This window comes from Bradyrhizobium sp. HKCCYLRH1030, from assembly GCF_051168395.1.
Lineage (GTDB): Bacteria > Pseudomonadota > Alphaproteobacteria > Rhizobiales > Xanthobacteraceae > Bradyrhizobium.
This window is the reverse complement of record NZ_JBNPUY010000005.1, coordinates 105,460-127,490: the sequence shown is the minus strand read 5'-3', so window position 1 is coordinate 127,490 and position 22,031 is coordinate 105,460. Positions and strand designations below refer to the sequence as shown.

The window sequence follows — 22,031 nt, the reverse complement described above, 5'->3', positions numbered from 1 at the left end:
GCCGGTAGCCCACCGAAATCCGCGAGATATTTCCGTCACATGCCCGATTTCAAGATCATCCGCGATTCCACCCCGCCGTCGGACATCCTCAAGGGCGCGGTGGTGGCGATGGGCAATTTCGACGGCGTCCATCTCGGTCACCGGGCCGTGATCGAGGCGGCGATCGAGATGGGCAAGGCCAAGGGGCGCCCAGCGCTGGCGCTGACCTTCGAGCCGCATCCGCGGCGCTTCTTCAGCCCCAACACCCCGCAGTTCCGCCTGACCGACGAGACCGCCAAGCTGCGACTCCTGGCCGGAACCGGCCTTGCCGGCGCCGTGGTCATGGCCTTCGACAAGGCCCGCGCCCAGACCTCGGCGCAGGATTTCATTCACCATGACCTGATCGGGCGGCTCGGGATCGCCGGAATCGCGGTCGGCTACGACTTTCATTTCGGCAAGGGCCGCGTCGGCTCGCCCAGCCTGCTCGCCAACGAGGCCCCCAAGCTCGGCATCGAGGTCGACATCCAGGCCCATGTCGACATCGACGAGCGGCCGGTGTCCTCCACCGCGATCCGCGAAGCGCTGGCGGAGGGCCAGGTCAGCGAGGCGACCGCGATGCTCGGCGGCCCCTGGTTCGTGAGCTCCGAGGTCATCCACGGCGAGAAGCGCGGCCGCGATCTCGGCTACCCCACCGCCAACATGCGGCTCGATCGCGATTGCGGGCTGCGCCACGGCATTTATGCCGTCCGGGTCGGCCGCGGCCGCGGCGCTGAGCGGGTGCTGATCGACGGCGTCGCCAATTTCGGCCGCCGGCCGACCTTCGACAACGGCGCGCCGCTGCTCGAGACCTTCCTGTTCGACTTCAAGGACAGCCTCTATGGCGAGGTCCTCGACGTCGCCTTCATCGGCTTCATCCGCGAGGAGGCCAAATTCAGCTCGATCGAGGCCCTGATCCGGCAGATGGACGACGACAGCGCCAGGGCCCGCGCTTTGCTGGCTGCCCATCCCGGCCTTTTCCCCCGGCTCGGCGAGATCGGCTGATCCTCCTGCTCCATCGGTGACGTCATTCCGGGGCAGCCCGCCAGGGCCGAACCCGGAATCTCGAGATTCCGGGTTCGATGCTGGCGCATCGCCCCGGAATGACGCTGAACGACGATCCCGTAGCGCTGCTGCCGCAGGATCGCTTTGCGATTCCGCAGTCCGGCTGCTATGAGGAGGCCCCATGTTGATACGGCGCATCATCGGCATTAGCGGCCCGGCTTCCGCCTGAGCTTTGAGCTCGGCGCAAGACCGGGATGTCTCTGCTCGTTCCGCCGCCCGCGATCGAAATCGCGTCTCAGCGCCTCATCTCTCAGCCAGCCAGATCACGATGTCCGAAAAGCCGCAAAAGCCCGACGCCCAAAAATCCGACGCCAAGGACTATTCCAAGACCCTCTATCTGCCGCAGACGGAATTCCCGATGCGCGCCGGCCTGCCGCAGCGCGAGCCGGAGATCCTGAAATATTGGAGCGACATCGACCTCTACGGCAAGCTGCGCGACACCGCCAAGAACAGGCCGAAATTCGTCCTGCACGACGGCCCGCCCTATGCCAACGGCAACATCCACATCGGGCACGCGCTGAACAAGATCCTCAAGGACGTCGTGACCAAGAGCCAGCAGATGCTCGGCCACGATTCCAACTACGTGCCGGGGTGGGACTGCCACGGCCTGCCCATCGAGTGGAAGATCGAGGAGGAGAACTACCGCAAGAAGGGCAAGACCAAGCCCGACTTCCGCGACTCCGCCGCCATGGTCGCGTTCCGCAAGGAATGCCGCGCCTATGCCGACCACTGGCTCAACGTGCAGCGCGAGGAGTTCAAGCGTCTCGGCGTGATCGGCGACTGGGACCATCCCTACGCCACCATGACCTATCCGGCCGAGGCGCAGATCGCCCGCGAGCTGATGAAGTTCGCCGCCAACGGCACGCTGTATCGCGGCTCCAAGCCGGTGATGTGGAGCGTGGTCGAGAAGACCGCGCTCGCCGAGGCCGAGGTCGAGTACGAGGACTATCAGTCCGACACGGTGTGGGTGAAGTTTCCGGTGACGTCGCCGGCGCATGGCGCGCTCGCGGGCGCCTCGGTGGTGATCTGGACCACCACGCCCTGGACCCTGCCCGGCAACCGCGCCATCTCGTTCTCGCCGAAGATCGCCTACGGCCTCTATGAGGTCGCGGACGCGCCGGCAGACAATTGGGCCAAGACCGGTGACAAGCTGATCATGGCCGACGCGCTGGCCGACAGCGTGTTCAAGCAGGCGCGCGTCACGAGCTACAACAAGCTGCGCGACATCCCCGGCGACACGCTCGACGCCGTCGAATGCGCGCACCCGTTGAAGGGCCTCGCCGGCGGCTATAATTTCGTCGTCCCGCTGCTGCCCGGCGACCACGTCACCGACGACACCGGCACCGGCTTCGTGCACACCGCGCCCGGCCACGGCCGCGAGGACTTCGACGTCTGGATGGCGCATGCGCGCGAGCTCGACGGCCGGGGCATCGCAACCACCATCCCCTACACCGTCGACGAGAACGGCGCGCTGACCGACCACGCGCCGGGCTTCACAGGAAAACGCGTCATCAACGACAAGGGCGAGAAGGGCGACGCCAACGAGGCCGTCATCAAGGCGCTGACGGATGCCGGCATGCTGCTCGCGCGCGGCCGGCTCAAGCACCAGTACCCGCATTCCTGGCGCTCCAAGAAGCCGGTGATCTTTCGCAACACGCCGCAATGGTTCATCGCGATGGACAAGGACATCGCGGACCAAGGTCAGGCGAAGTCCGGGGATACGCTGCGTGCCCGCGCGCTGCGCGCGATCTCGGTCACGCAATGGGTGCCGGCCGCCGGCCAGAACCGCATCACCGGCATGATCGCCAACCGTCCGGATTGGGTGATCTCGCGCCAGCGCGCCTGGGGCGTGCCGATCGCCGTGTTCGTGCGCGAGACCGGCGACGGCTCCGCGGAGATCCTGCAGGACGAGACCGTCAACACCCGCATCACTGAGGCCTTCGCCAAGGAAGGCGCCGACGCCTGGTACGCCGACGGCGCACGCGAGCGCTTCCTCGGGTCCCGCGCCAACGAGGACTGGAACAAGGTCGACGACATCTGCGACGTCTGGTTCGATTCCGGCTCGACCCACGCCTTCGTGCTCGAAGACCCCGTGCACTTCCCCGGCCTCGCCGGCATCAGGCGCAAGGTCGACGGCGGCCGGGACACGGTGATGTATCTCGAAGGATCGGATCAGCACCGCGGCTGGTTCCACTCGTCGCTGCTGGAGAGCTGCGGCACCCGCGGCCGCGCGCCTTACGACGTGGTGCTGACGCACGGCTTCACGCTCGACGAGAACGGCCGCAAGATGTCGAAGTCGCTCGGCAACACCGTCGAGCCGCAGAAGGTGATCAAGGAGTCCGGCGCCGACATCCTGCGCCTCTGGGTCTGCGCCACCGACTATGCCGACGACCAGCGCATCGGCCCGGAGATCCTCAAGAACACCATCGAGACCTACCGCAAGCTGCGCAACAGCATCCGCTGGATGCTCGGCACCCTGCATCACTACAAGCGCAGCGACGCCGTGGCATTTGCCGACATGCCGGAGCTGGAGCGCTTGATGCTGCATCAGCTCTCGCAGCAGGCCGAGGTCATCAGCCGCGCCTACGCCGCGTTCGACTACAAGACCGTGATCGCGAGCCTGGCTGCGTTCATGAACACGGAGCTGTCGGCGTTCTATTTCGACATCCGCAAGGACACGCTGTATTGCGACCCGCCGTCGTCGGTGGCGCGCAAGGCGGCGCTGACCGCGATCGACCTGATCTGCGATGCCGTCCTGAAATGGCTGGCGCCGGTGCTGTCCTTCACCACCGACGAGGCGTGGCGGATGTACCGCCCCGACGCAGAGCCGTCGGTGCATCTGACGCTGTTCCCGGAGGCGATGGACCAATACCGCGACGATGCGCTCGCCGCGAAGTGGGAGACGATCCGTAACGTCAGGCGCGTCGTCACCGGCGCGTTGGAGCTCGCCCGCGCCGCCAAGACCATCGGCTCCTCGCTCGAAGCCTCGCCGGTCATCTACGTCGCCGACCGCGCGCTGCTCGGCACCTTGTTCGACACCGATCTCGCCGAGGTCTGCATCACCTCGAACTACGAGGTCCGCGAAGGTGACGCCCCGGCCGATGCGTTCCGGCTCGATGCGGTGCCGGGCGTGGCGGTCGTCGTCGAGAAGGCCGTGGGCAAGAAGTGCGCCCGCTCCTGGAAGATCCTGGAGAGCGTCGGCGACGACCCTGAGTACCCGGACGTTTCCCCGCGCGACGCGCAGGCGCTGCGCGAGTGGAAGGCGCTCGGGGTCGGTATGTGACGCGTGATCGCGCGACACCCACAACTGTCGTCCCGGCGAACGCCGGGACCCATAACCACCGGCGTTCATGTTGACGAAGGACGATGACCCAGACTTTCTCCGCCAACACACATCACGCAGTATGGGTCCCGGCGTTCGCCGGGACGACAGCGGTATTTGCCGCGAGTTGCTTGGCATGATCGCGCTCACCCCATGACCCCCCGCCTCCGCCTCGGCCTCATCGCCGGCTTCGCCACCCTGGTCATCGACCAGGCCTCCAAGCTGTGGCTGCTGTACGTGTTCGACCTGCCCAACCGCGGCACCGTCAAGATCACCCCGTTCTTCGACCTCTACCTCGCCTGGAACATCGGCATCAGCTTCGGCTGGCTGCAGAGTGAGAGCACGCTGGCGCAATATGGACTGATGGCGGTGAAGGCCGTCGCGGTGATCGCCCTCGCCATCTGGATGGCGCGTGCGGAAAGCAAGCTGGCGACGGCGTCGCTCGGCCTGATCATCGGCGGCGCCATCGGCAACGGCATCGACCGGCTGGCCTATGGCGCGGTGGTCGATTTCGCGTTGTTCCACATCCAGATCGGCGGCACGGTTTACAACTGGTACATCTTCAACATGGCCGACGTGGCGATCGTTGCCGGGGTGGCGGGCCTGCTATATGACTCCTTCTTCGGGGCCCCCGCCGCAAAAGCGCCCTGATCCGGGTCGATACCGGCCGGTGCCGATCCTGGGTCAAGAGCCTGATGATCTTCACGTTTTCGAGATCGGCGCGATGCCTGGACGGCCCCCGTCGAATCGAGGATCGCAATCGGTGGGTCGCGGCCGGTTCGTCGGAGCACGAGCACTGGACAAGCGAGGACAGGGAAAGCCATGCGCAAGACCGAAGTCAGCGGCCGGATCATGACCCACGCGGCCATTCGCGTCCTGCGGCTGTCCGCCGTTGCGCTCGGCATTGGCCTCGTCATGGCCGCCGGCGCCGCCCGTGCCCAGGACGACGAGGAAGACGACAAGACATTCGAAGAGAAGATCATCGACAATCTGATGCGCGGTCTCGGCGGCACCAACATGGAGACGCCCTCCATCGAATACCGCGAGCGGTCGCCCCTGGTGGTGCCGCCCAAGCTCGATCTGCCGCCGCCCGCCGCCGCGGCGCAGGCGACCGCGCCAAACTGGCCGAAGGACCCCGACGAGCAGCAACGCCGGGCCGCGGCCGCCGCGCGCAAGAAGGAAAACAGGGATCCGGTCAATGCGGCCCGTCCGCTGACCCCGGCCGAGATGAAGATGGGGCGGACGGCCGCCGCCAAGCCGACTGAGCCGATTCAGCCCGGCGTGGCCAACAACCCGATGATGAGCCCGTCGCAGCTCGGCTTCAAAGGCGGCCTGTTCGGCATGTTCAAGGGCAGCGACAGCGAAACCAAGCCGTTCACCAGCGAGCCGCAGCGCGAGAGCCTGACCCAGCCGCCGCCCGGCTATCAGACGCCGTCGCCGAGCTATGCCTATGGCACCGGCAAGCAGGAGCCGATCGGCGGCAAGCAGCTGGACATCATGACCGGCAAGGAACGGTGACGGCGGCAGCCGTTCGCCCGGAGATGCCGGCTTCGCTGGCGTTAGCGAAATTTAATGTCTCGCGGCGGCACGATGTCGCTGTTTTGTGACGTCGGGCGCCGTCCGGCGCGATGTAGCATGCTGCGCTCAAACCCGATCGCCCCTCCCTGCGGGCCTTCAGAAGGATCATGATGTCCTCGCACCGGTTCAAATCCGTCGCCGCCGCGCTCGTCTCCCTCATCGCGTTCACGGCCGGCGCTTCGGCGCAAACGACGTTCGCCTCCGAGCCCCCCGCCAGCTTCACCCTCCCCAACGGCCTGCAGGTCGTCGTGATCCAGGATCACCGCACGCCGGTGGTGACGCAGATGATCTGGTACAAGGTCGGCTCCGCCGACGAGACGCCCGGCAAGTCGGGCCTGGCGCACTTCCTCGAACATCTGATGTTCAAGGGCACCGAGAAGCATCCCGCCGGCGAGTTCTCCAAGACGGTGCTGAAGATCGGCGGCAATGAGAACGCCTTCACCTCGGTCGACTACACCGGCTACTTCCAGCGCGTGCCGCGCGATCAATTGCCGAAGATGATGGAGTTCGAGGCCGACCGCATGACCGGCCTCGTGCTGAAGGACGAGAACGTGCTGCCCGAGCGCGACGTGGTGCTCGAAGAGTACAACATGCGCGTCGCCAACTCCCCGGAAGCCCGCCTCAACGAGCAGATCATGGCGGCGCTGTACGTCAACCACCCCTATGGCCGCCCGGTGATCGGCTGGCGGCCGGAGATCGAGAAGCTCGGCCGTGAGGATGCGCTGGCGTTCTATCGCCGCTTCTACGCGCCCAACAATGCCATCCTGGTGATCGCCGGCGACACCGACGCCAAGGAAGTGCGCCCGCTCGTGGAGCAGACCTTCGCCAAGATTCCCGCGCAACCCGACATCCCCGCGCGCCGGTTGCGGCCGCAGGAGCCCGAGCCGGTGGCGCCGCGCACGGTCACGCTGGCCGACCCGCATGTCGAGCAGCCCTCGATGCGCCGCTTCTATCTGGTGCCCTCGGCCACCACCGCGGCCCCCGGGCAGTCGGCCGCGCTGGATGTGTTGGCGCAACTGATGGGTAGCGGCAGCAACTCCTATCTCTACCGTGCGCTGGTCGTCGACAAGCCGCTCGCGGTCAATGCCAGCGCGTCCTATCAGGGCACGTCGCTCGATCCGAGCCAGTTCTCGATCGCGGTCGCGCCGCGTCCGGGCGTCGATTTCGCCCAGGTCGAGGCTGTCGTCGACAGCGTCATCGCCGAGATCGCGCAAAACCCGGTCCGCGCCGAGGATCTCGAACGCGTCAAGACGCAGCTCATCGCCGAGGCGATCTACGCCAATGACAACCAGGCCACCATGGCACGCTGGTATGGCGGCGGCCTCACCACCGGATTGAGCATCGAGGACATCCGGAGCTGGCCCGACCGCATCCGTGCCGTGACCGCCGAGCAGGTGCGCGCCGCGGCGCAGACCTGGCTGCAGAAGAAGCGCTCGGTCACCGGCTATCTGATCAAGGACAATGCGGCCAAGCGCGAGGAGAAGCGGTCGTGATGAACACAATGACCTTCGCCCGCCGCTTCGCCTGCGTTCTCGCCGTCGGCGCCGCCGCGCTCACGATCGTTCCCGCCGCCCACGCGGCGACCAAGATCCAGCACCTGGTGTCGCCCGGCGGCATCGAAGCCTGGTTCGTACAGGACGCCACCGTGCCGCTGATCGCGATGGAATATGCGTTCCAGGGCGGCGCCTCGCAGGACCCCGCAGGCAAGCCCGGCGTCGGCAATCTCGTGGCCGACCTGCTCGACGAAGGCTCCGGCGATCTCGACTCCAAGACCTTCCACGAGCGGCTCGACCGCCGCGCCATCGAGCTGAGCTTCCAGATCTCGCGCGATCAATTCCGCGGCTCGCTGCGCATGCTGCGCGACAACAAGGACGAGGCGTTCGAGCTGCTGCGCACCGCGCTGACCTCGCCGCATTTCGACAGCGCCGACGTCGAGCGCATCCGCTCGCAGGTGATCTCCGGCCTGCGCCGCGAGACCACCAATCCGAGCTCGCTGGCGGGCCGCAAGTTCCTCGAGCTTGCCTTCCCCAACCACCCCTACGGCCGTCCGGCCAACGGCACGCTGGACAGCGTGCCGACGATCACCGTCGACGATCTCAAGGCCTATGTCGGCCGCGTGCTCGCCAAGGACACGCTGAAGGTCGCGGTTGTCGGCGACGTCGACCCGGCCACGCTCGGCAAGCTCCTCGATCAGACCTTCGGCAGCCTGCCGGCCAAGGCCACCTTGACGCCGGTGCCCGACGTCGTCGCCACCATGCCGCCGCAGCGCGCGCTCGTGCCGCTCGACGTGCCGCAGACCGTGATCACCTTCGGCGGTCCCGGCATCCGCCGCCACGACCCGAACTTCATGGCGGCCTATGTGGTCAACCACATCCTCGGCGGCGGCGGCCTGTCGTCGCGGCTCTACAAGGAGGTGCGCGAGAAGCGCGGCCTCGCCTACTCCGTCTACGACGCGCTGCTGTGGATGGATCATTCGGCGCTGTTCATCGGCAACACCGCCACCCGCTTCGACCGCGCCGGCGAGACCATCGCGGCCGTCGAGCAGGAGATCCGCCGCATGGCCGAGGAAGGCCCGACCCAGCAGGAGCTCGACGAGGCCAAGTCCTACATCAACGGCTCGCAGATGCTGGCGCTCGACACCTCCTCCAAGCTGGCGCAGGCGATGCTGCAATATCAGCTCGACAAGATGCCGATCGACTACATCGAGAAGCGCAGCGAGATCGTCAACGCCGTCACCCTGGACGACGCGAAGAAGGCGGCGAAGCAGCTCTGGAGCCAGGGCCTGCTCACGGCCGTGGTCGGCCGCACCCCGCAGGCCGCCGCCGAACCGTCCCAGGCGCCGGCCACGGCCCCGGTGACCAAGACGAACTGAGCGGGGCGCGGAGCTTCTCTCCTACGAGCACGTTGTTAGTTGCTCGGCATGCCCGGGCTTGTCCCGGGCATCTACGTCGTTCCGAGGACGCTGGGCCACGTGGATGGCCGGGCCTTCGCTGCGCCGAAGCGGCTTCGGCCGCGCAGGCGGGACAAGCCCGGCCATGACGAACGATCGTGGCCAACCACCGCTGGCGCCACAAAAACAGTGTCGTCCCGGCCTTGAGCCGGGACCCATACCCCCAGGGCGATGTTTGAGGCAGCTTGGTCATTGGCATCTGCCGCCCCACCTCGGCTGCGGCGAATGGGTCCCGAGTCGGCGCCGTCAGCCAGGCTTCGCGTCGCTGACGGCTTGCCCGGGAGGAGCGCGGGAGGACCGCGCGATGACTTCCGATAAAAATAATATTCTTTCTATTTTTCGGAATTCATGATTTGATCCGCCCATCCCGTCTCACTGCGGAGGGGCGTTGCGCGCGATCGTCACGACACGCGAGGCGGGGAGCGGTGGCCGCGAGAGATCGCAGCGTCTTCTCACGAGGACGCGGACGAACGATGTCTTGCGGACGTGAAGTCGCAGCGTCCTGATACCCCGATGCTGGTATCACGCGCTGATGCGCAAGCATCATGCGCAATGGTGGCCAACACGCCCGGCGCACCAGGGAGACTGCGTATAAGCGTGAAGCCCATCGCGCGGGGAATGCCGGGATGCCTCGGCTGAACCTGTGGTACCTGCCGCCTGCATTTTTTTCGCAGGCGGGCCATGGGTGCGGCCAGCGCCCGGCATTCCCCGCGCCCTCTGCATGCTCGCGAGGGACGAACTGATCGCAGACCTCGGGCATCAGATGCCGCGAGAACGCGCTGACATGTCGTCACCTGCGGCCGCTGTTTGAACCGTGAATCCGCCTCGCACACCGCTGTCGTCCCGGACAAGCTGCGACGCGCGCCAGCGCGGCGCAGATCCGGCACCCATACGCCGCAGCCGACGTGAGGCGGGAGGTGTCAGCGGCCAGCCTGCCCCAAACTGCTCCCTGGGGTTATGGATCCCGGCGTTCGCCGCGATGACAGTGGAGATTCTGGCGGCGGTCTCGGGCCGCCAACCGCGCCTCGCCATGACGCCCCGCGCACACCTCCCCTAAACCCGCTATGGTGGGCGCGAAAACCTCGATTCCACTGGTGCCCCATGCTGCGGATCTCCCGCGACCTCGCCATCAACGAAGACGACATCGAGATCTCGTTCGTCCGCGCCTCCGGCCCCGGCGGCCAGAACGTCAACAAGCTGTCGACCTCGGCGCAGCTGCGCTTCGACACGACCCGGATCACCCTGCCCGAGGACGCCGCCGCACGGCTGGCGCGGCTCGCTGGACAGCGCATGACCAAGAACGGCGTCATCGTCATCCAGGCCGAACGCTTCCGCACCCAGGAGCGCAACAAGGCCGATGCGATCGAGCGTCTCGTCACGCTGTTGAAGGAGGCGATGATCCGGCCGAAGGTGCGGCGCCCGACCAAGCCGACCTTCGGCTCCAAGCAGCGCCGGCTCGAAGGCAAGAAGATCCGCAGCGACGTCAAGGCGGGACGCGGTGGGCGCCGCTTCGACGATTAGTCCGCAACGCTGACATATCCTGCGGCTGGACGAGTCCTGCGCACGCTTTGTTCCGGCCGAAACAGCCCGCTACTACCACGGCGCTCTCGCTGCGACCTAGTCTCATCAAAAATGATGAGAGAGGATCGATGTCGGGACGGCGTACGGCGCAAGAGCTGCTGCTTGTTTTAGGACTAGGATGGTGCGGCGCAGTCCTGAGCACCACGATCGCATCGGCGCAGATGGCCTTGCCGTCGCCCAAGCCTGCCGACGGCGCGACCTTGTTCAAGCAGCAATGCGGCGTCTGCCACACGCTGAGCAGCGCCGAGCCGATGCGCCAGGGGCCGCCGCTCTCGAAGGTCGTCGGCCGCCGCGCCGGCTCCGTCGAAGGCTTCCGCTATTCGGCCGGCTTCGCGAAAGCTGATTTCACCTGGGACGAGACCAGGCTCGATGCCTGGCTGACCAACCCGCAAGAGCTGATCCCCGGCGCCGTGATGGCGTATCGCCAGGCCAAGCCCGACGTGCGCGCCGCGATCATCAACTACCTGAAGGACAATTGAGATGGCCAAGCCCGTTCATTCCATGATCCGCGTGCTCGACGAGGCCAAGGCGCTCGACTTCTACAAGCGCGCCTTCGGCCTGGAGATATCAGACAATCTGCGATTCGACGGCTTCGCGCTGATCTATCTGCGCCATCCGTCGTCGCCGTTCGAGGTCGAGCTCACCGTCAACTACGACCGCAAGGAGCCGTATACGCTCGGTGACGGCTACGGCCATCTCGCTGTCGTGGTCGACGATCTCGATGCCGAGCATGCCCGTTTCGAGCGCGAGAACCTGGCACCAGGCCCGTTGCGCGATTTCAAGCACAATGGTGCGACACTCGCGCGCTTCTTCTTCGTCACCGATCCCGACGGCTACAAGATCGAGGTCATCCAGCGCGGCGGCCGCTTCGGATGAGCCGCTGACCACGAAAATACACCAAACAAAAACCCAACGGAGGATACCCATGAGAGAAGTCGATCGCCGCAACAAATACGACCGCCGCGTCTTTCTCAAGGGCGCGGCCTCGACCGTGCCGGCCGCAGCCGTGGCTTCCGCGACCGGCCTCGGCATTGCCGATGCCTGGGCGGAGGATGCCAAGGCGCTGACGCCGGCCACCCTGAAGACACTCGTGAAGGTCGCGCGCGACATCTATCCGCACGACTTCCTCGCCGACCGCTACTACATCACCGCGGTCAAGCCGTGGGACGGCAAGGCCGCGGAGGATGCCGCCGTGAAGGCAATGATCAATGACGGCGTCGCCCGGCTCGACCAGGACGCGCGTGACCGCCACAAGGTGCCTTACGCCCAGGTGCCGTGGGAGGCCGACCGCGTCGCGCTGCTCCAGGGCATCGAGCAGACGACCTTCTTCAAGACGCTCCGCGGCGACCTCGTGGTGTCGCTCTACAATCAGAAGGAGCTCTGGCCGAAGTTCGGCTACGAGGGCTCCTCCGCCGAGCATGGCGGCTACATCAACCGTGGCTTCTCCGACATCGACTGGCTGCCGAAAGCCTGACGCCGGCGAACAACAGAAAACACGGAGGAAACCACCATGGCAAAATTCGACCAGAACGATTCAAGCGTCGTCGTCATCATCGGCTCGGGAGCCGGCGGCGGCACCCTCGGCAACGAGCTCGCGCAGAAGGGCATCAAGGTCGTCATTCTCGAGGCGGGCAATCGCTACGAGATTCCCGACTTCATCAACGACGAATGGGAGAGCTTCACCCAGCTCGCCTGGACCGACATGCGCACGACATCCGGGACCTGGCGCGTGGCGAAGGACTTCGCCAACCTGCCGGCCTGGATCGTCAAGGCGGTCGGCGGCTCGACCGTGCACTGGGCGGGCGCCTCGCTGCGCTTCGACGAGCACGAGTTCAAGGCCCGCACCACCTATGGCGGCGTGCCCGGCACGAGCCTGTTGGACTGGCCGGTGACCTTGGCCGAAATGGAGCCGTGGTACGCCAAGGCCGAGTTCAAGATGGGCGTCACCCGCACCAACGACATTCCGGGCCTACCCGGCAACAACAATTTCAAGGTGCTCGAAGCCGGCGCCCGGAAGATCGGCTACAAGACCGTGCACACCGGCAACATGGCGATCAATTCGCAGCCGCGCGACGGCCGCGGCGCCTGCCAGCAGATCGGCTTCTGCTTCCAGGGCTGCAAGTCCGGTGCGAAATGGTCGACCCTGTACACCGAGATCCCGAAGGGCGAGGCCACCGGCAATCTCGAGGTGCGGCCCAACAGCATGGCGATCAAGATCGAGCATGACGCCTCGGGCAAGGTCACCGGCGTGGTCTATGCCGACAGCCAGGGCAAGATGCAGTTGCAGAAGGCCCGTATCGTCGCCGTCGCCGGCAACTCGATCGAGAGCCCGCGGCTTCTGCTCAACAGCGCCTCGAACATGTTCCCGGATGGACTTGCCAACTCCTCCGGCCAGGTGGGGCGCAACTACATGCGGCACATGACCGGCAGCGTCTATGCGACGTTCGAGAACCCGGTGCACATGTATCGCGGGACCACCATGGCCGGCATCGTCCGCGACGAGGCGGCGTTCAATCCGAAGCGCGGCTTCGTCGGCGGCTACGAGATGGAGACGCTCTCGCTCGGCCTGCCGTTCATGGCCGCGTTCCTCAATCCCGGCGCCTGGGGCCGCAGCTTCACGGCGGCGATGGAGACCTATCCGCGCATGGCCGGCATGTGGCTGGTCGGCGAGGACATGCCGCAGGAGACCAACCGCATCACGCTCGATCCTGTCGCCAAGGACAAGTTCGGCATGCCGGTCGCCTCAGTGCATTTCGACGATCATCCCAACGACGTCGCGATGCGCGCCCACGCCTACAAGCAGGGCTCGGCGATCTACGAGGCGGTCGGCGCCACCGTGACCTACCCGACCACGCCCTACCCCTCGACGCACAATCTCGGCACCAACCGGATGAGCGAGAAGGCCAAGGACGGCGTCGTCAACAAGTTTGGCCAGACCCACGACGTCAAGAACCTGTTCGTCTCAGACGGCAGCCAGTTCACTACGGGGGCTGCGTGCAATCCGACACTCACCATCGTGGCGCTGGCGATCCGCCAGGCGGACTACATTGCTGGCGCGATGCAGAAGAAGGAGATTTGATTACGATCGGTATGGTGACGCAAAACTCTTGCGGCGATCTCGGTCAGCGCCTCCCCCGCTTGCGGGAGAGGTCGTATCGCATCGAAGATGCGATACGGGTGGGGGAACGCTCAGGAAAGACCGCCGATGTGGCGCCCCCACCCCGCCCTCCCCCGCAAGCGGGGGAGGGAGACGAGAGACCGCCCGAGTGGCTACTCGGCCGCGTCCATGATCGCCGCCGCGGTAAATTCCGGCAGCGTCGCAGTCGCCTTTGCCCGATAGATCAAACAGGAGCAGCGCAGCAGCGACGCAAAATTCTTCACCTCGCCGTGATGGTCGAGCACCTCGGCGTACAGCGTGGTCACGAACTTGGCGAGGCTCATGCCTTCCTTGGCGGCGATCTCCTCGAGCGTGTCCCAGAACGCCATTTCGAGCCGGATCGACGTGCTATGGCCGCCGATCCGCAACGAGCGGGTCTGCGACTCATAATCGCGCTGAGGCTGGTGTGCGAACAGATGGCACATGGGCTTCCTCCGGCTGATCGTTATTTTTGCGAAACGATATACTGGCCCCGCCCGCCTCACAATCCCGTTGGAGAAGGTTGCTTTTCTCTGCCGCAGCGCATGAAAAAAGCTATTCTCGCCGAGATTTGCAGCGTGACCGCCGCAGCGCCGCGCGCCTTCAAGATCCGAGCCAGCCAGCTTTCAAGTTCGTTCGCACCATGCCCGTCCGCCAGCTTCCCGAACAGATCGTCAACCGCATCGCCGCCGGCGAGGTGGTCGAGCGGCCGGCGAGCGTCGTCAAGGAGCTGGTCGAGAACGCGATCGATGCCGGCGCGAGCCGCATCGACATCTTCACCGACGGTGGCGGCCGGCGAAAGATCGCGATCACCGACGACGGTGGCGGCATGACGGCGGCCGATCTTGCGCTCGCGGTCGAGCGCCACGCGACATCGAAGCTCGACGACGAGGACCTGCTGCAAATCCGCACCCTCGGGTTCCGCGGCGAGGCGCTGCCCTCGATCGGCTCGGTGGCGCGGCTGTCGATCACGACGCGGCACAAGAGCGAGCCGCATGCCTGGGCGCTCGCGGTCGATTGCGGCGACAAGTCGCCGATCGTGCCGGCCGCGCTGAACCAGGGCACCCGCGTCGAGGTCGCCGATCTCTTCCACGCCACCCCGGCCCGGCTGAAGTTCCTCAAGACCGACCGCACCGAGGCCGAGGCGATCCGCGAGGTGGTGCGGCGGCTGGCAATGGCGCGGCCCGACATCGCCTTCACGCTCGCCGGCGAGGAGCGCGCGCCGGTGACCTGGGCCGCCGCGCTGCCCGGCGCGCCGGGCCAGCTGACGCGGCTCGGCGACATCCTCGGCGCCGACTTCCGCAGCCATGCGATCGCCGTGCGCAGCGAGCGCGATCATGTCGTGGTCGAAGGCTTCGCAGCGGCCCCGGCGCTGACGCGCGCCAATGCGCTTGGGCAGTATCTGTTCGTCAACGGCCGCCCGGTGCGCGACAAGCTGATCCTCGGCGCCGTGCGCGCAGCCTACGCCGACTATCTGCCGCGCGACCGCCATCCTGTCGTGGCGCTGTTCGTCACACTCGATCCGCGCGAGGTCGACGCCAACGTGCATCCGGCCAAGACCGAGGTACGCTTTCGCAATGCCGGCCTGGTCCGCGCGCTGATCATCCACGCGTTGAAGGAAGGTCTCGCCCGCGAAGGCCGCCGCACCGCGGCCAATGACGGCGGCGCGACCATCGCCGCGTTCCGCCCGGCCTTCGCGCCACCGCGGCCCAACCTCGGTCCGATGAATTGGGACTGGCAGCGCTCGCCGTCGGCGCCGGTGATGCCGCATTTCGGCGGCTCCGTCCCTGCGGCGGCGCCCTCACCAGATCTCGGGTCGTTCGGGCTTGCGGAATCCTCTCAAGCGGCCTTCGACGTCGGCACGCCCCGCGCCGATCTTCGACTGCACGAGCAGCCGGCCGCGCCCGACCTGCTCGACCGTCCGCTCGGCGCTGCGCGCACCCAGATCCACGACACCTACATCGTGGCGCAGACCCGCGACGGCCTCGTCATCGTCGACCAGCACGCCGCCCATGAGCGCATCGTCTATGAGCGGCTCAAGGCCTCGCTCGCGGCGCATGGTGTGCAGCGGCAGATCCTGCTGATCCCGGACATCGTCGAGCTCGATGAAGCCACCGTCGAGACGCTGCTCGCGCGGACTGATGAGCTTGCCTCATTCGGCCTCGCGATCGAATCGTTCGGTCCCGGCGCGGTCGCGGTGCGCGAGACGCCGTCGCTGCTCGGCAAGATCGATGCGGCGGGGCTGCTGCGCGATCTCGCCGAGCACATGGAGGAATGGGGCGAGGCGCTGCCGCTGGAGCGCCGCCTGATGCACGTCGCCGCTACCATGGCCTGCCACGGCTCGGTGCGCGCCGGCCGCCGCCTCAAGCCGGAAGAGATGAATGCGTTGCTGCGCGAGATGGAGAACACGCCCAACTCCGGCCAGTGCAATCACGGCCGCCCGACCTATGTCGAGCTCAAGCTGGCGGATGTCGAGAAGCTGTTCGGGAGGAGATAGCGCCGACGCCCTCCGCAACGAGCCATTCGCAAGGATCAAGAGCCACGCAAGAACACGAACTCCGTGTCGTCATAGGCGCGACGCTCGAGCTCTTCGAACCCCTCGGGCGCCTTGAACGCGGCGGCCTTGGACTCTTCCACCACGAGCAGCGCCGATGGCACCAGCCAGCCGCCGTCGCGCAACGAGGCCAACGCCTTCTCGGCCAGACCCTTGCCATAGGGCGGATCGAGAAACACCAGCGAGAACGGCTCGACCGGGCGCGCCGGACCGAGATTGGTGGCATCGCGGCGGTAGACCTTGGTGACACCGCCGAGGCCGAGCGCCTCGACATTGTTGCGCAGCAGCGCCCTTGCCTCGGCGCCGTTGTCGACGAACAGCGTGAACGCCGCGCCACGCGAGGCCGCCTCGATGCCGAGCGCACCGGTGCCGGCAAACAGGTCGAGGACGCGTGCGCCCTCGATCGGATCCTCGTAGGCGTGCATGAGGATGTTGAACAGCGCCTCGCGCAGCCGGTCCTGCGTCGGCCGTATGTCGCGCGAGGCGGGCGAGGCGATGTTGCGGCCCTTCAGCCGTCCACCGACGACACGCATCGCACCACCCTACTCGTCCTGCGGCGTGATATCGCGCTTGCCGTGATAGCCGCGCTTCGGCCGCCGCGGCGGCCCGGGAAAGCGCGCCTCGGCCTCGTGGCGCTCGCGTGCCTCCTCGCTGCCTGTGCGCTGAACCAGCACGCGCCGGCCCTTGCGGTCGGCGACGACCTCGCGCTTCGGCTTGGGCTTCGGATCCGGCAACGGCTCGCGATTACCCTTGCCGGCCGGACCGAGATCGGCGCCCGACTGCGCGATGACCTTCTCGCCGAGCTGCTCGCGCAGGACCCGCGTCTTGACCTCCTGCACCTCGCCCTCGGGCAGCTCCAGGAGCTGGAACGGACCGTAGGAGACGCGGATCAGGCGGTTCACCTCGAGGCCGAGATGGGCGAGCACGTTGCGCACCTCGCGGTTCTTCCCTTCGCGGATCGCAACGACCAGCCAGACATTGGCGCCCTGGTCGCGCTCCAGCGTCGCTTCGATCGGGCCGTATTTCACGCCGTCGACCTCGACGCCTGCAGCGAGCTGGTCGAGCTGCGCCTGCGTAATCTCGCCATGGGCGCGGACACGATAGCGGCGTGTCCAGCCGGTGTCCGGCAGTTCGAGCACGCGCGCCAGCCCGCCGTCATTGGTGAGCAGCAGCAGCCCCTCGGTATTGAAATCGAGCCGGCCGATCGAGATCAGGCGCGGCAACCCTTCCGGCAGATTGTCGAACACCGTCGGGCGCCCCTCGGGGTCGCTGTGCGTCGTCATCAGCCCGCGCGGCTTGTGGTACAAAAACAGCCGCGTGCGCTCACGCTCCGGCAACGGCGCGCCGTCGACCTGGATCACGTCGTTCTCGGTGACGTCGAGCGCCGGCGAGTTGATGATGCGGCCGTTCACGGTGACGCGGCCCTGCGTCACCATCTCCTCGGCATCACGGCGCGAGGCAAGGCCGGCGCGCGCCAGCACCTTGGCGATGCGCTCGCCAGCCTTGCCGGGCTTCGGCGCCTCGTCGGGCACGACACGCTTGGTGCGCTTGTCCGTCTCGGGCTTGCGCTCGCGATACGGACCGCGGCCGCCGAACGCCGGACGCTTGGCGAAGACCCGGCTCTCGTCCTCATTGTCGCGGCGCGGCCGGTCGGCGAAATCACCACCCCGACCTTCGCCACGCGGATGCTCCTGCCACTCGCTGCGGCCTTCGGGGCGTTGACGCGGGCGATCGAACTTGCGGCCGTCGCCGCGATCGCCCGGCCGGTCGAATTTCGGACGGTCGGATGTGGGCCGGTCGAACTTCGGACGATCGAATTTGGGGCGATCCTCGCGTGGGCGATCGGACTTGGGACGGTCGAACTTGGGACGGTCGAAGCTGCGCGCACCATCGCGGGACGGGCGGGCGCTGCGCTCCGGTCGATCGCCGCCCTCACGCTTCTGCCACGGCTTGGACTCGCCGCGGGCCGGACGGTCGCCGAATTCCTTGCGCGGACCGCGCGGGCCGGCGCCGAACTTGCGCTCGCCGCGATCACCGTCGGCGCCGCGGGAAAAAGTCTTCTCGCCGCCGAACTTCCGCTCCGGCCGATCGCCACGCGGCGGCCGGTCGCCGAAGCTGCGCTCGGTGCGCGGACGGTCGCCGCGATCGCGGGCGCCCCCGCTGCGCGGCGTATAGGGGCGCTTCTCACCGTCACGCTCGCGTGGCGCGTAGGGCTTGCGTTCGCCGAACTTGCGCTCGGAGGATCGCGCCGCCGGACGGGCCTCGTCGCGATCGGTGCGCGGCGTGTAGGGACGTTTGCTGCCGCCACCCGCGTCGCGGTCGAATTTCGGCCGGTCGCCGCGCGGCTTGAAGGCGCGCTTCTCGCCGTTCTCACCCCGCGGCGGACGCGCGGCAAACGGACGGTCGCCGCGCGGACGCTCATCGCGGTTGAAGCGCGGCTTTTCGCCAAAGGATTTGCGCGGCGCATCGCCGTCGTCGCGGCGGCGCGGTGCACGGCCCTCGTCGAACGAGCGCTTGCCCTTGGCCCCCGCCGCCTTGTCGCCGAAGCCGCGTTTGGCGAACTTCTTCTCCGGGCCGCGCGCAGCGCCCGAGCGTCCCTTAGTCCCTTCGGAACGCCCCCGCGGGGCGCCGCCGCGGCGGCCGCGGGAATCGTTGTCTTTGTCGGTGTCGCGGGGCATGAAGGTCTCACTTTGAGGTGCGGGACGTCGCGTGGTACGCGCGCTCTGAGCAGCGCCTGTCACGCGGGAAATCGAGGTCCGGTTTTGCTGAAGGGCGATGCAGTACCAGACTTATCCGGGCATTACGAGCCATGAACGCTCCTTCTTTCATGGATCTGGCGTTGAAAGCGGCCGAATCGGCCGCAATTTCCGGCGAGGTGCCGATCGGCTGCGTCGTGGTGCGGGACAACGTGGTCATCGCCACCGCCGCCAACCGCACTCTGACCGACCGCGACCCCACCGCCCATGCCGAGGTCCTGGCGCTGCGCCAGGCCGCGCAGGCGATCGGCAGCGAACGGCTGGTCGATTGCGACCTCTACGTCACGCTGGAACCGTGCACGATGTGCGCTGGCGCCATCTCCTTCGCCCGCGTCCGCCGGCTGTATTATGGGGCCGCCGATCCCAAGGGCGGCGCCGTCGAATCCGGCGTGCGGTTCTTCTGCCAGCCCACCTGCCACCACGCGCCGGAGGTCTACTCGGCCGTCGGCGAGCAACAGGCGTCGCAGATGCTCAAGGACTTCTTCAAGGCGCGGCGCTGACGAGGCCTCGCCCCGGCCGCATCATTCGCGAAAGCGGATGTGGATGGGAAGGCCGCTGACCCCGCTCATGAACGGCGACTCGACCCGGCGCACCCGTCCGGCGAGCGCGAAATGCGCCGTGCGATGGAGCAGTTCCGCGAACATCGCGCGCATCTGCATCCGCGCCAGCTGCAGCCCCATGCAGACATGCGGACCGCGGCCGAAGGCGATATGCGGATTCGGACTGCGATCGATCCGGAACGTGCCGGCGTCGTCGAACATGGCTTCGTCGCGGTTGCCTGAATGGAAGAACAAGGCCAGCGCCTCGCCCGCGCGAATGACCTGGCCGGCGACCTCGGTGTCGCCGACCGCCGTCCGCATGAAATGGCGCACCGGCGTGGTCCAGCGCAGCATCTCCTCGATCGCCGGATCGAGCAGCTCAGGCTCGGCGCGCAACCGCGCGAGCTGGCCCGGGTCCGCGAGCAGCGCCTCGAGCCCGCCGGCCAAAGCGAGCGAGGTGGTGTCGTGGCCGGCCGTCACCAGCAGGATGAAATAGGAGATCAGCTCGTAATGCGGCATCGCGGCGCCATGCGGCGCGCTCTGCGCGATGAGGCTGGCGAGATCGTCGCGCGGGCTGGCGCGGCGGTCGGCGACCACGGCTTCGAAGTAGTCGCGCAACGCCAGCATGGCCATGCGCATGGTGTCGCCGGGCGCCTCGGCAAAACGCCGCTGCGGATCCTCGGCGGCCACGAACGCCTGGGCGAGCCGGGCAAGCCGTGCGTCATCGGCTTCGGGCGTGCCCAGCATGCGACCGATGACGCGGAAGGTGAACGGCAGCGCGACGTCGCGTGCGAAATCGCAAGCATCACCACGCGCAGCAACCCTGTCGAGGATCTCGGCGGCCCATTGCGTCAGCCAGCTCTCCATCGCGCGCAGAGCCGGCGGCGCGAAGGCGCCCTGGATGACCGCGCGATAGGCGGCGTGATCCGGGGCATCCATCTCGGTGAGGCTGCGGACGGCCTGCGGCTTGCCGGTGACCCGCTGCAGCACGGCCTCCGAGGCTTCGCTGGCAAGATAGGTGCGGGGTCCCGCAGCGAAATCCTTGCTCCGCGTCTCGATCGCGACGATGTCGGCGTGGCGCGTGACGGCCCAGAACGGACGCACGCCCGGGCGCTCGACCCAGTGCAGCGGCGCGTGCTGGCGCAACAGTGCGCAGGCCCGTTCAAGCCGCAAGGGGCTGGCGTGACCTTTCGAGGAGATCAGCACATCCACCGCGCGCGCGATCGCGGCAGCGTGTCGACCGGGCTTGGATGAGAGCAACGGAGCTGCGGACATCAGTGCGACGGATCGCCGTCCGAGACGGCCGCCTCGGGTCTGCGGCGCACCAGCAGGGTGAACTCCTTCATGCCGTAACCGCCGATGACCTCGACCGGCGCGGCAAACTCGCGCTCACAATGGGCCACCCAGATCTCGGGCGTGGTCCGGTACAGCCGCGCCGTCGCGGCATCGGAGGCCTCGTCGTCATCGTCACCGTGGGCCCGCATGAAGTTGACGCCGAAGCCGCGGCGGCTGGTGGCGAACATCTGCCCCAACAGGCCCTTGATGTAACTCTCCCAGGCCTGGCGCGGATAGCCGACATTGACGTTCATGATGCCGGACGCGACCGAGTAGTCGGCGATGCGCGGGCTCTCCGCGGCAACGACGAAACGCCGCTGCGGGCCAGCAAAGCGCCGACGGGCGCGGCTGATCATGGCGCGCGACAGATCGATGCCGAGATAGTCGATCTCGCAGGTCGGATAGCGCGCGGCCAGAAAGGGCACCAGCGCGCCATAGCCACAGCCGATGTCGTTGAGGCTGAACGGCGCCGACGCATCGCACAGCTTCATCAGCTGCACGAAGCGCAGGCCCTGCGTCGCCTCGCATGACCAGTCGACGCCCCGCGGCGTCGCGCCATGACGCGCGACGCATGCGGTGTAGTAGGCATCGACGTCGGAGCAAATGGCCTGAATAGAAGGAGCCTTTTGTCCGGCGCCGTCGCCTGCGGTCAGGCTCATTTTTTGCCGCGCTTCTGAACACGCCTGGTGCGAGCAACTTCGGCCAGGTTCTGACGCGCCTCTCGTCCGGGAGTGGTCGGTATCGAAACGATCACATGCGTTTCGAGCGAGAACACGACCGGACGGCCTTGCGTAACCGTCACCCGAGGATCGTCCGCTGCCGAATGGCAGACAATCGAAACAGGAAGCGGCTTCTCGGATTCCAGGTCGTCCTTGAACGCCCGGATGACACGGTCGTGACCATTCACGCCATCAAGATCGGAGGGATAGGTCCTGAGGTGTTCCAAGAAACGGTACCACCGGCGACGCTCAGTCCAATCCTGCGGCACGATCCCCAGCAAAGCGAACGATTGCTGCAAGCCATGCTGCAATGAAAAAACTCCAAACTCGCGCTGCAGCTCGACCATTTCCGGCAAAGCTTCAGCCTCGAAACGCCTATTCAACTGCACGAGAATATCGAGCGTCGTACTGTCTTTAATCATCATCCCCATGTGCCCAGCCTCCTAATAATGCTTCATGGAAAGCGGGCATACTGCACGGG

Annotated in this window: 19 protein-coding genes; 13 read left to right on the top strand and 6 right to left on the bottom strand. The window is 67.0% G+C overall.

What is annotated here, in order from left to right:
• The first annotated feature begins 39 nt into the window (after positions 1-39).
• From ACQR1E_RS16365 to ACQR1E_RS16315, 11 genes are all read left to right on the top strand, one after another.
• A complete protein-coding gene (locus tag ACQR1E_RS16365; protein WP_316165829.1) occupies positions 40-1,020 on the top strand; it encodes a bifunctional riboflavin kinase/FAD synthetase in 981 nt (326 codons plus the stop codon).
• 328 nt (positions 1,021-1,348) lie between these two features.
• The gene (ileS, locus tag ACQR1E_RS16360) at positions 1,349-4,363 is read left to right on the top strand and encodes an isoleucine--tRNA ligase (RefSeq protein WP_434843203.1); all 3,015 of its coding nucleotides are present in this window, start codon (positions 1,349-1,351) and stop codon (positions 4,361-4,363) included.
• Between the two features lie 192 nt (positions 4,364-4,555).
• On the top strand, positions 4,556-5,053 hold the full coding sequence (gene lspA, locus ACQR1E_RS16355) for a signal peptidase II (protein ID WP_315713617.1): 498 nt from the start codon (positions 4,556-4,558) through the stop codon (positions 5,051-5,053).
• A 201-nt stretch (positions 5,054-5,254) separates the two neighbouring features.
• The gene (locus ACQR1E_RS16350; RefSeq protein WP_315713662.1) at positions 5,255-5,920 is read left to right on the top strand and encodes a hypothetical protein; all 666 of its coding nucleotides are present in this window, start codon (positions 5,255-5,257) and stop codon (positions 5,918-5,920) included.
• 167 nt (positions 5,921-6,087) lie between these two features.
• Positions 6,088-7,473, top strand: a complete 1,386-nt coding sequence (locus ACQR1E_RS16345) for a M16 family metallopeptidase (protein ID WP_316226210.1) — start codon at positions 6,088-6,090, stop codon at positions 7,471-7,473.
• Positions 7,473-8,852 carry a M16 family metallopeptidase gene (locus ACQR1E_RS16340; protein ID WP_316187668.1) on the top strand — a complete coding sequence of 460 codons (1,380 nt, stop codon included), beginning with the start codon at positions 7,473-7,475 and terminating at the stop codon, positions 8,850-8,852. The genes ACQR1E_RS16345 and ACQR1E_RS16340 overlap by 1 nt, the downstream gene beginning before the upstream one ends.
• A gap of 1,179 nt (positions 8,853-10,031) precedes the next feature.
• On the top strand, positions 10,032-10,451 hold the full coding sequence (gene arfB, locus ACQR1E_RS16335; protein WP_315716703.1) for an alternative ribosome rescue aminoacyl-tRNA hydrolase ArfB: 420 nt from the start codon (positions 10,032-10,034) through the stop codon (positions 10,449-10,451).
• 221 nt (positions 10,452-10,672) lie between these two features.
• Entirely contained in the window at positions 10,673-10,990 is a 318-nt protein-coding gene (locus ACQR1E_RS16330; RefSeq protein ID WP_316184315.1) for a c-type cytochrome, read from the top strand.
• Position 10,991: 1 nt separating this feature from the next.
• Entirely contained in the window at positions 10,992-11,387 is a 396-nt protein-coding gene (locus ACQR1E_RS16325; protein ID WP_315716702.1) for a VOC family protein, read from the top strand.
• A gap of 49 nt (positions 11,388-11,436) precedes the next feature.
• Positions 11,437-11,985, top strand: coding sequence for a gluconate 2-dehydrogenase subunit 3 family protein (locus tag ACQR1E_RS16320; protein ID WP_315716701.1), 549 nt, complete (start codon positions 11,437-11,439; stop codon positions 11,983-11,985).
• A 36-nt stretch (positions 11,986-12,021) separates the two neighbouring features.
• Complete coding sequence (locus ACQR1E_RS16315) at positions 12,022-13,590, top strand: GMC family oxidoreductase (RefSeq protein ID WP_315753452.1); 1,569 nt, start codon at positions 12,022-12,024, stop codon at positions 13,588-13,590.
• A 191-nt stretch (positions 13,591-13,781) separates the two neighbouring features.
• Here ACQR1E_RS16315 and ACQR1E_RS16310 read toward each other — a convergent pair whose 3' ends face one another.
• Complete coding sequence (locus ACQR1E_RS16310; protein ID WP_315716699.1) at positions 13,782-14,093, bottom strand: ribbon-helix-helix domain-containing protein; 312 nt, start codon at positions 14,091-14,093, stop codon at positions 13,782-13,784.
• A 197-nt stretch (positions 14,094-14,290) separates the two neighbouring features.
• Here ACQR1E_RS16310 and mutL point away from each other — a divergent pair, with 197 nt between their 5' ends.
• A complete protein-coding gene (gene mutL, locus ACQR1E_RS16305; protein ID WP_434897295.1) occupies positions 14,291-16,144 on the top strand; it encodes a DNA mismatch repair endonuclease MutL in 1,854 nt (617 codons plus the stop codon).
• A gap of 35 nt (positions 16,145-16,179) precedes the next feature.
• On the opposite strand, the gene rsmD is transcribed toward mutL, so the two are convergent.
• Together rsmD and ACQR1E_RS16295 are read right to left on the bottom strand one after the other, a co-directional pair.
• On the bottom strand, positions 16,180-16,734 hold the full coding sequence (gene rsmD / locus ACQR1E_RS16300; protein ID WP_434897294.1) for a 16S rRNA (guanine(966)-N(2))-methyltransferase RsmD: 555 nt from the start codon (positions 16,732-16,734) through the stop codon (positions 16,180-16,182).
• 9 nt (positions 16,735-16,743) lie between these two features.
• Positions 16,744-18,879, bottom strand: coding sequence for a pseudouridine synthase (locus ACQR1E_RS16295; RefSeq protein WP_434897293.1), 2,136 nt, complete (start codon positions 18,877-18,879; stop codon positions 16,744-16,746).
• Positions 18,880-19,010: 131 nt separating this feature from the next.
• On the opposite strand from ACQR1E_RS16295, the gene ACQR1E_RS16290 reads away from it, so the two are divergent.
• Positions 19,011-19,457, top strand: coding sequence for a nucleoside deaminase (locus tag ACQR1E_RS16290; RefSeq protein ID WP_315825385.1), 447 nt, complete (start codon positions 19,011-19,013; stop codon positions 19,455-19,457).
• Positions 19,458-19,478: 21 nt separating this feature from the next.
• Here ACQR1E_RS16290 and ACQR1E_RS16285 read toward each other — a convergent pair whose 3' ends face one another.
• The 3 genes from ACQR1E_RS16285 to ACQR1E_RS16275 are packed head-to-tail and all read right to left on the bottom strand — an operon-like array spanning position 19,479 to position 21,981.
• Positions 19,479-20,771, bottom strand: coding sequence for a cytochrome P450 (locus ACQR1E_RS16285; protein WP_316171662.1), 1,293 nt, complete (start codon positions 20,769-20,771; stop codon positions 19,479-19,481).
• On the bottom strand, positions 20,771-21,490 hold the full coding sequence (locus tag ACQR1E_RS16280; RefSeq protein WP_316171663.1) for a class I SAM-dependent methyltransferase: 720 nt from the start codon (positions 21,488-21,490) through the stop codon (positions 20,771-20,773). The genes ACQR1E_RS16285 and ACQR1E_RS16280 overlap by 1 nt, the downstream gene beginning before the upstream one ends.
• Positions 21,487-21,981, bottom strand: a complete 495-nt coding sequence (locus ACQR1E_RS16275) for a hypothetical protein (protein ID WP_315716692.1) — start codon at positions 21,979-21,981, stop codon at positions 21,487-21,489. Before ACQR1E_RS16275 ends, ACQR1E_RS16280 begins: the two co-directional genes overlap by 4 nt.
• Between the last annotated feature and the right edge of the window lie 50 nt (positions 21,982-22,031).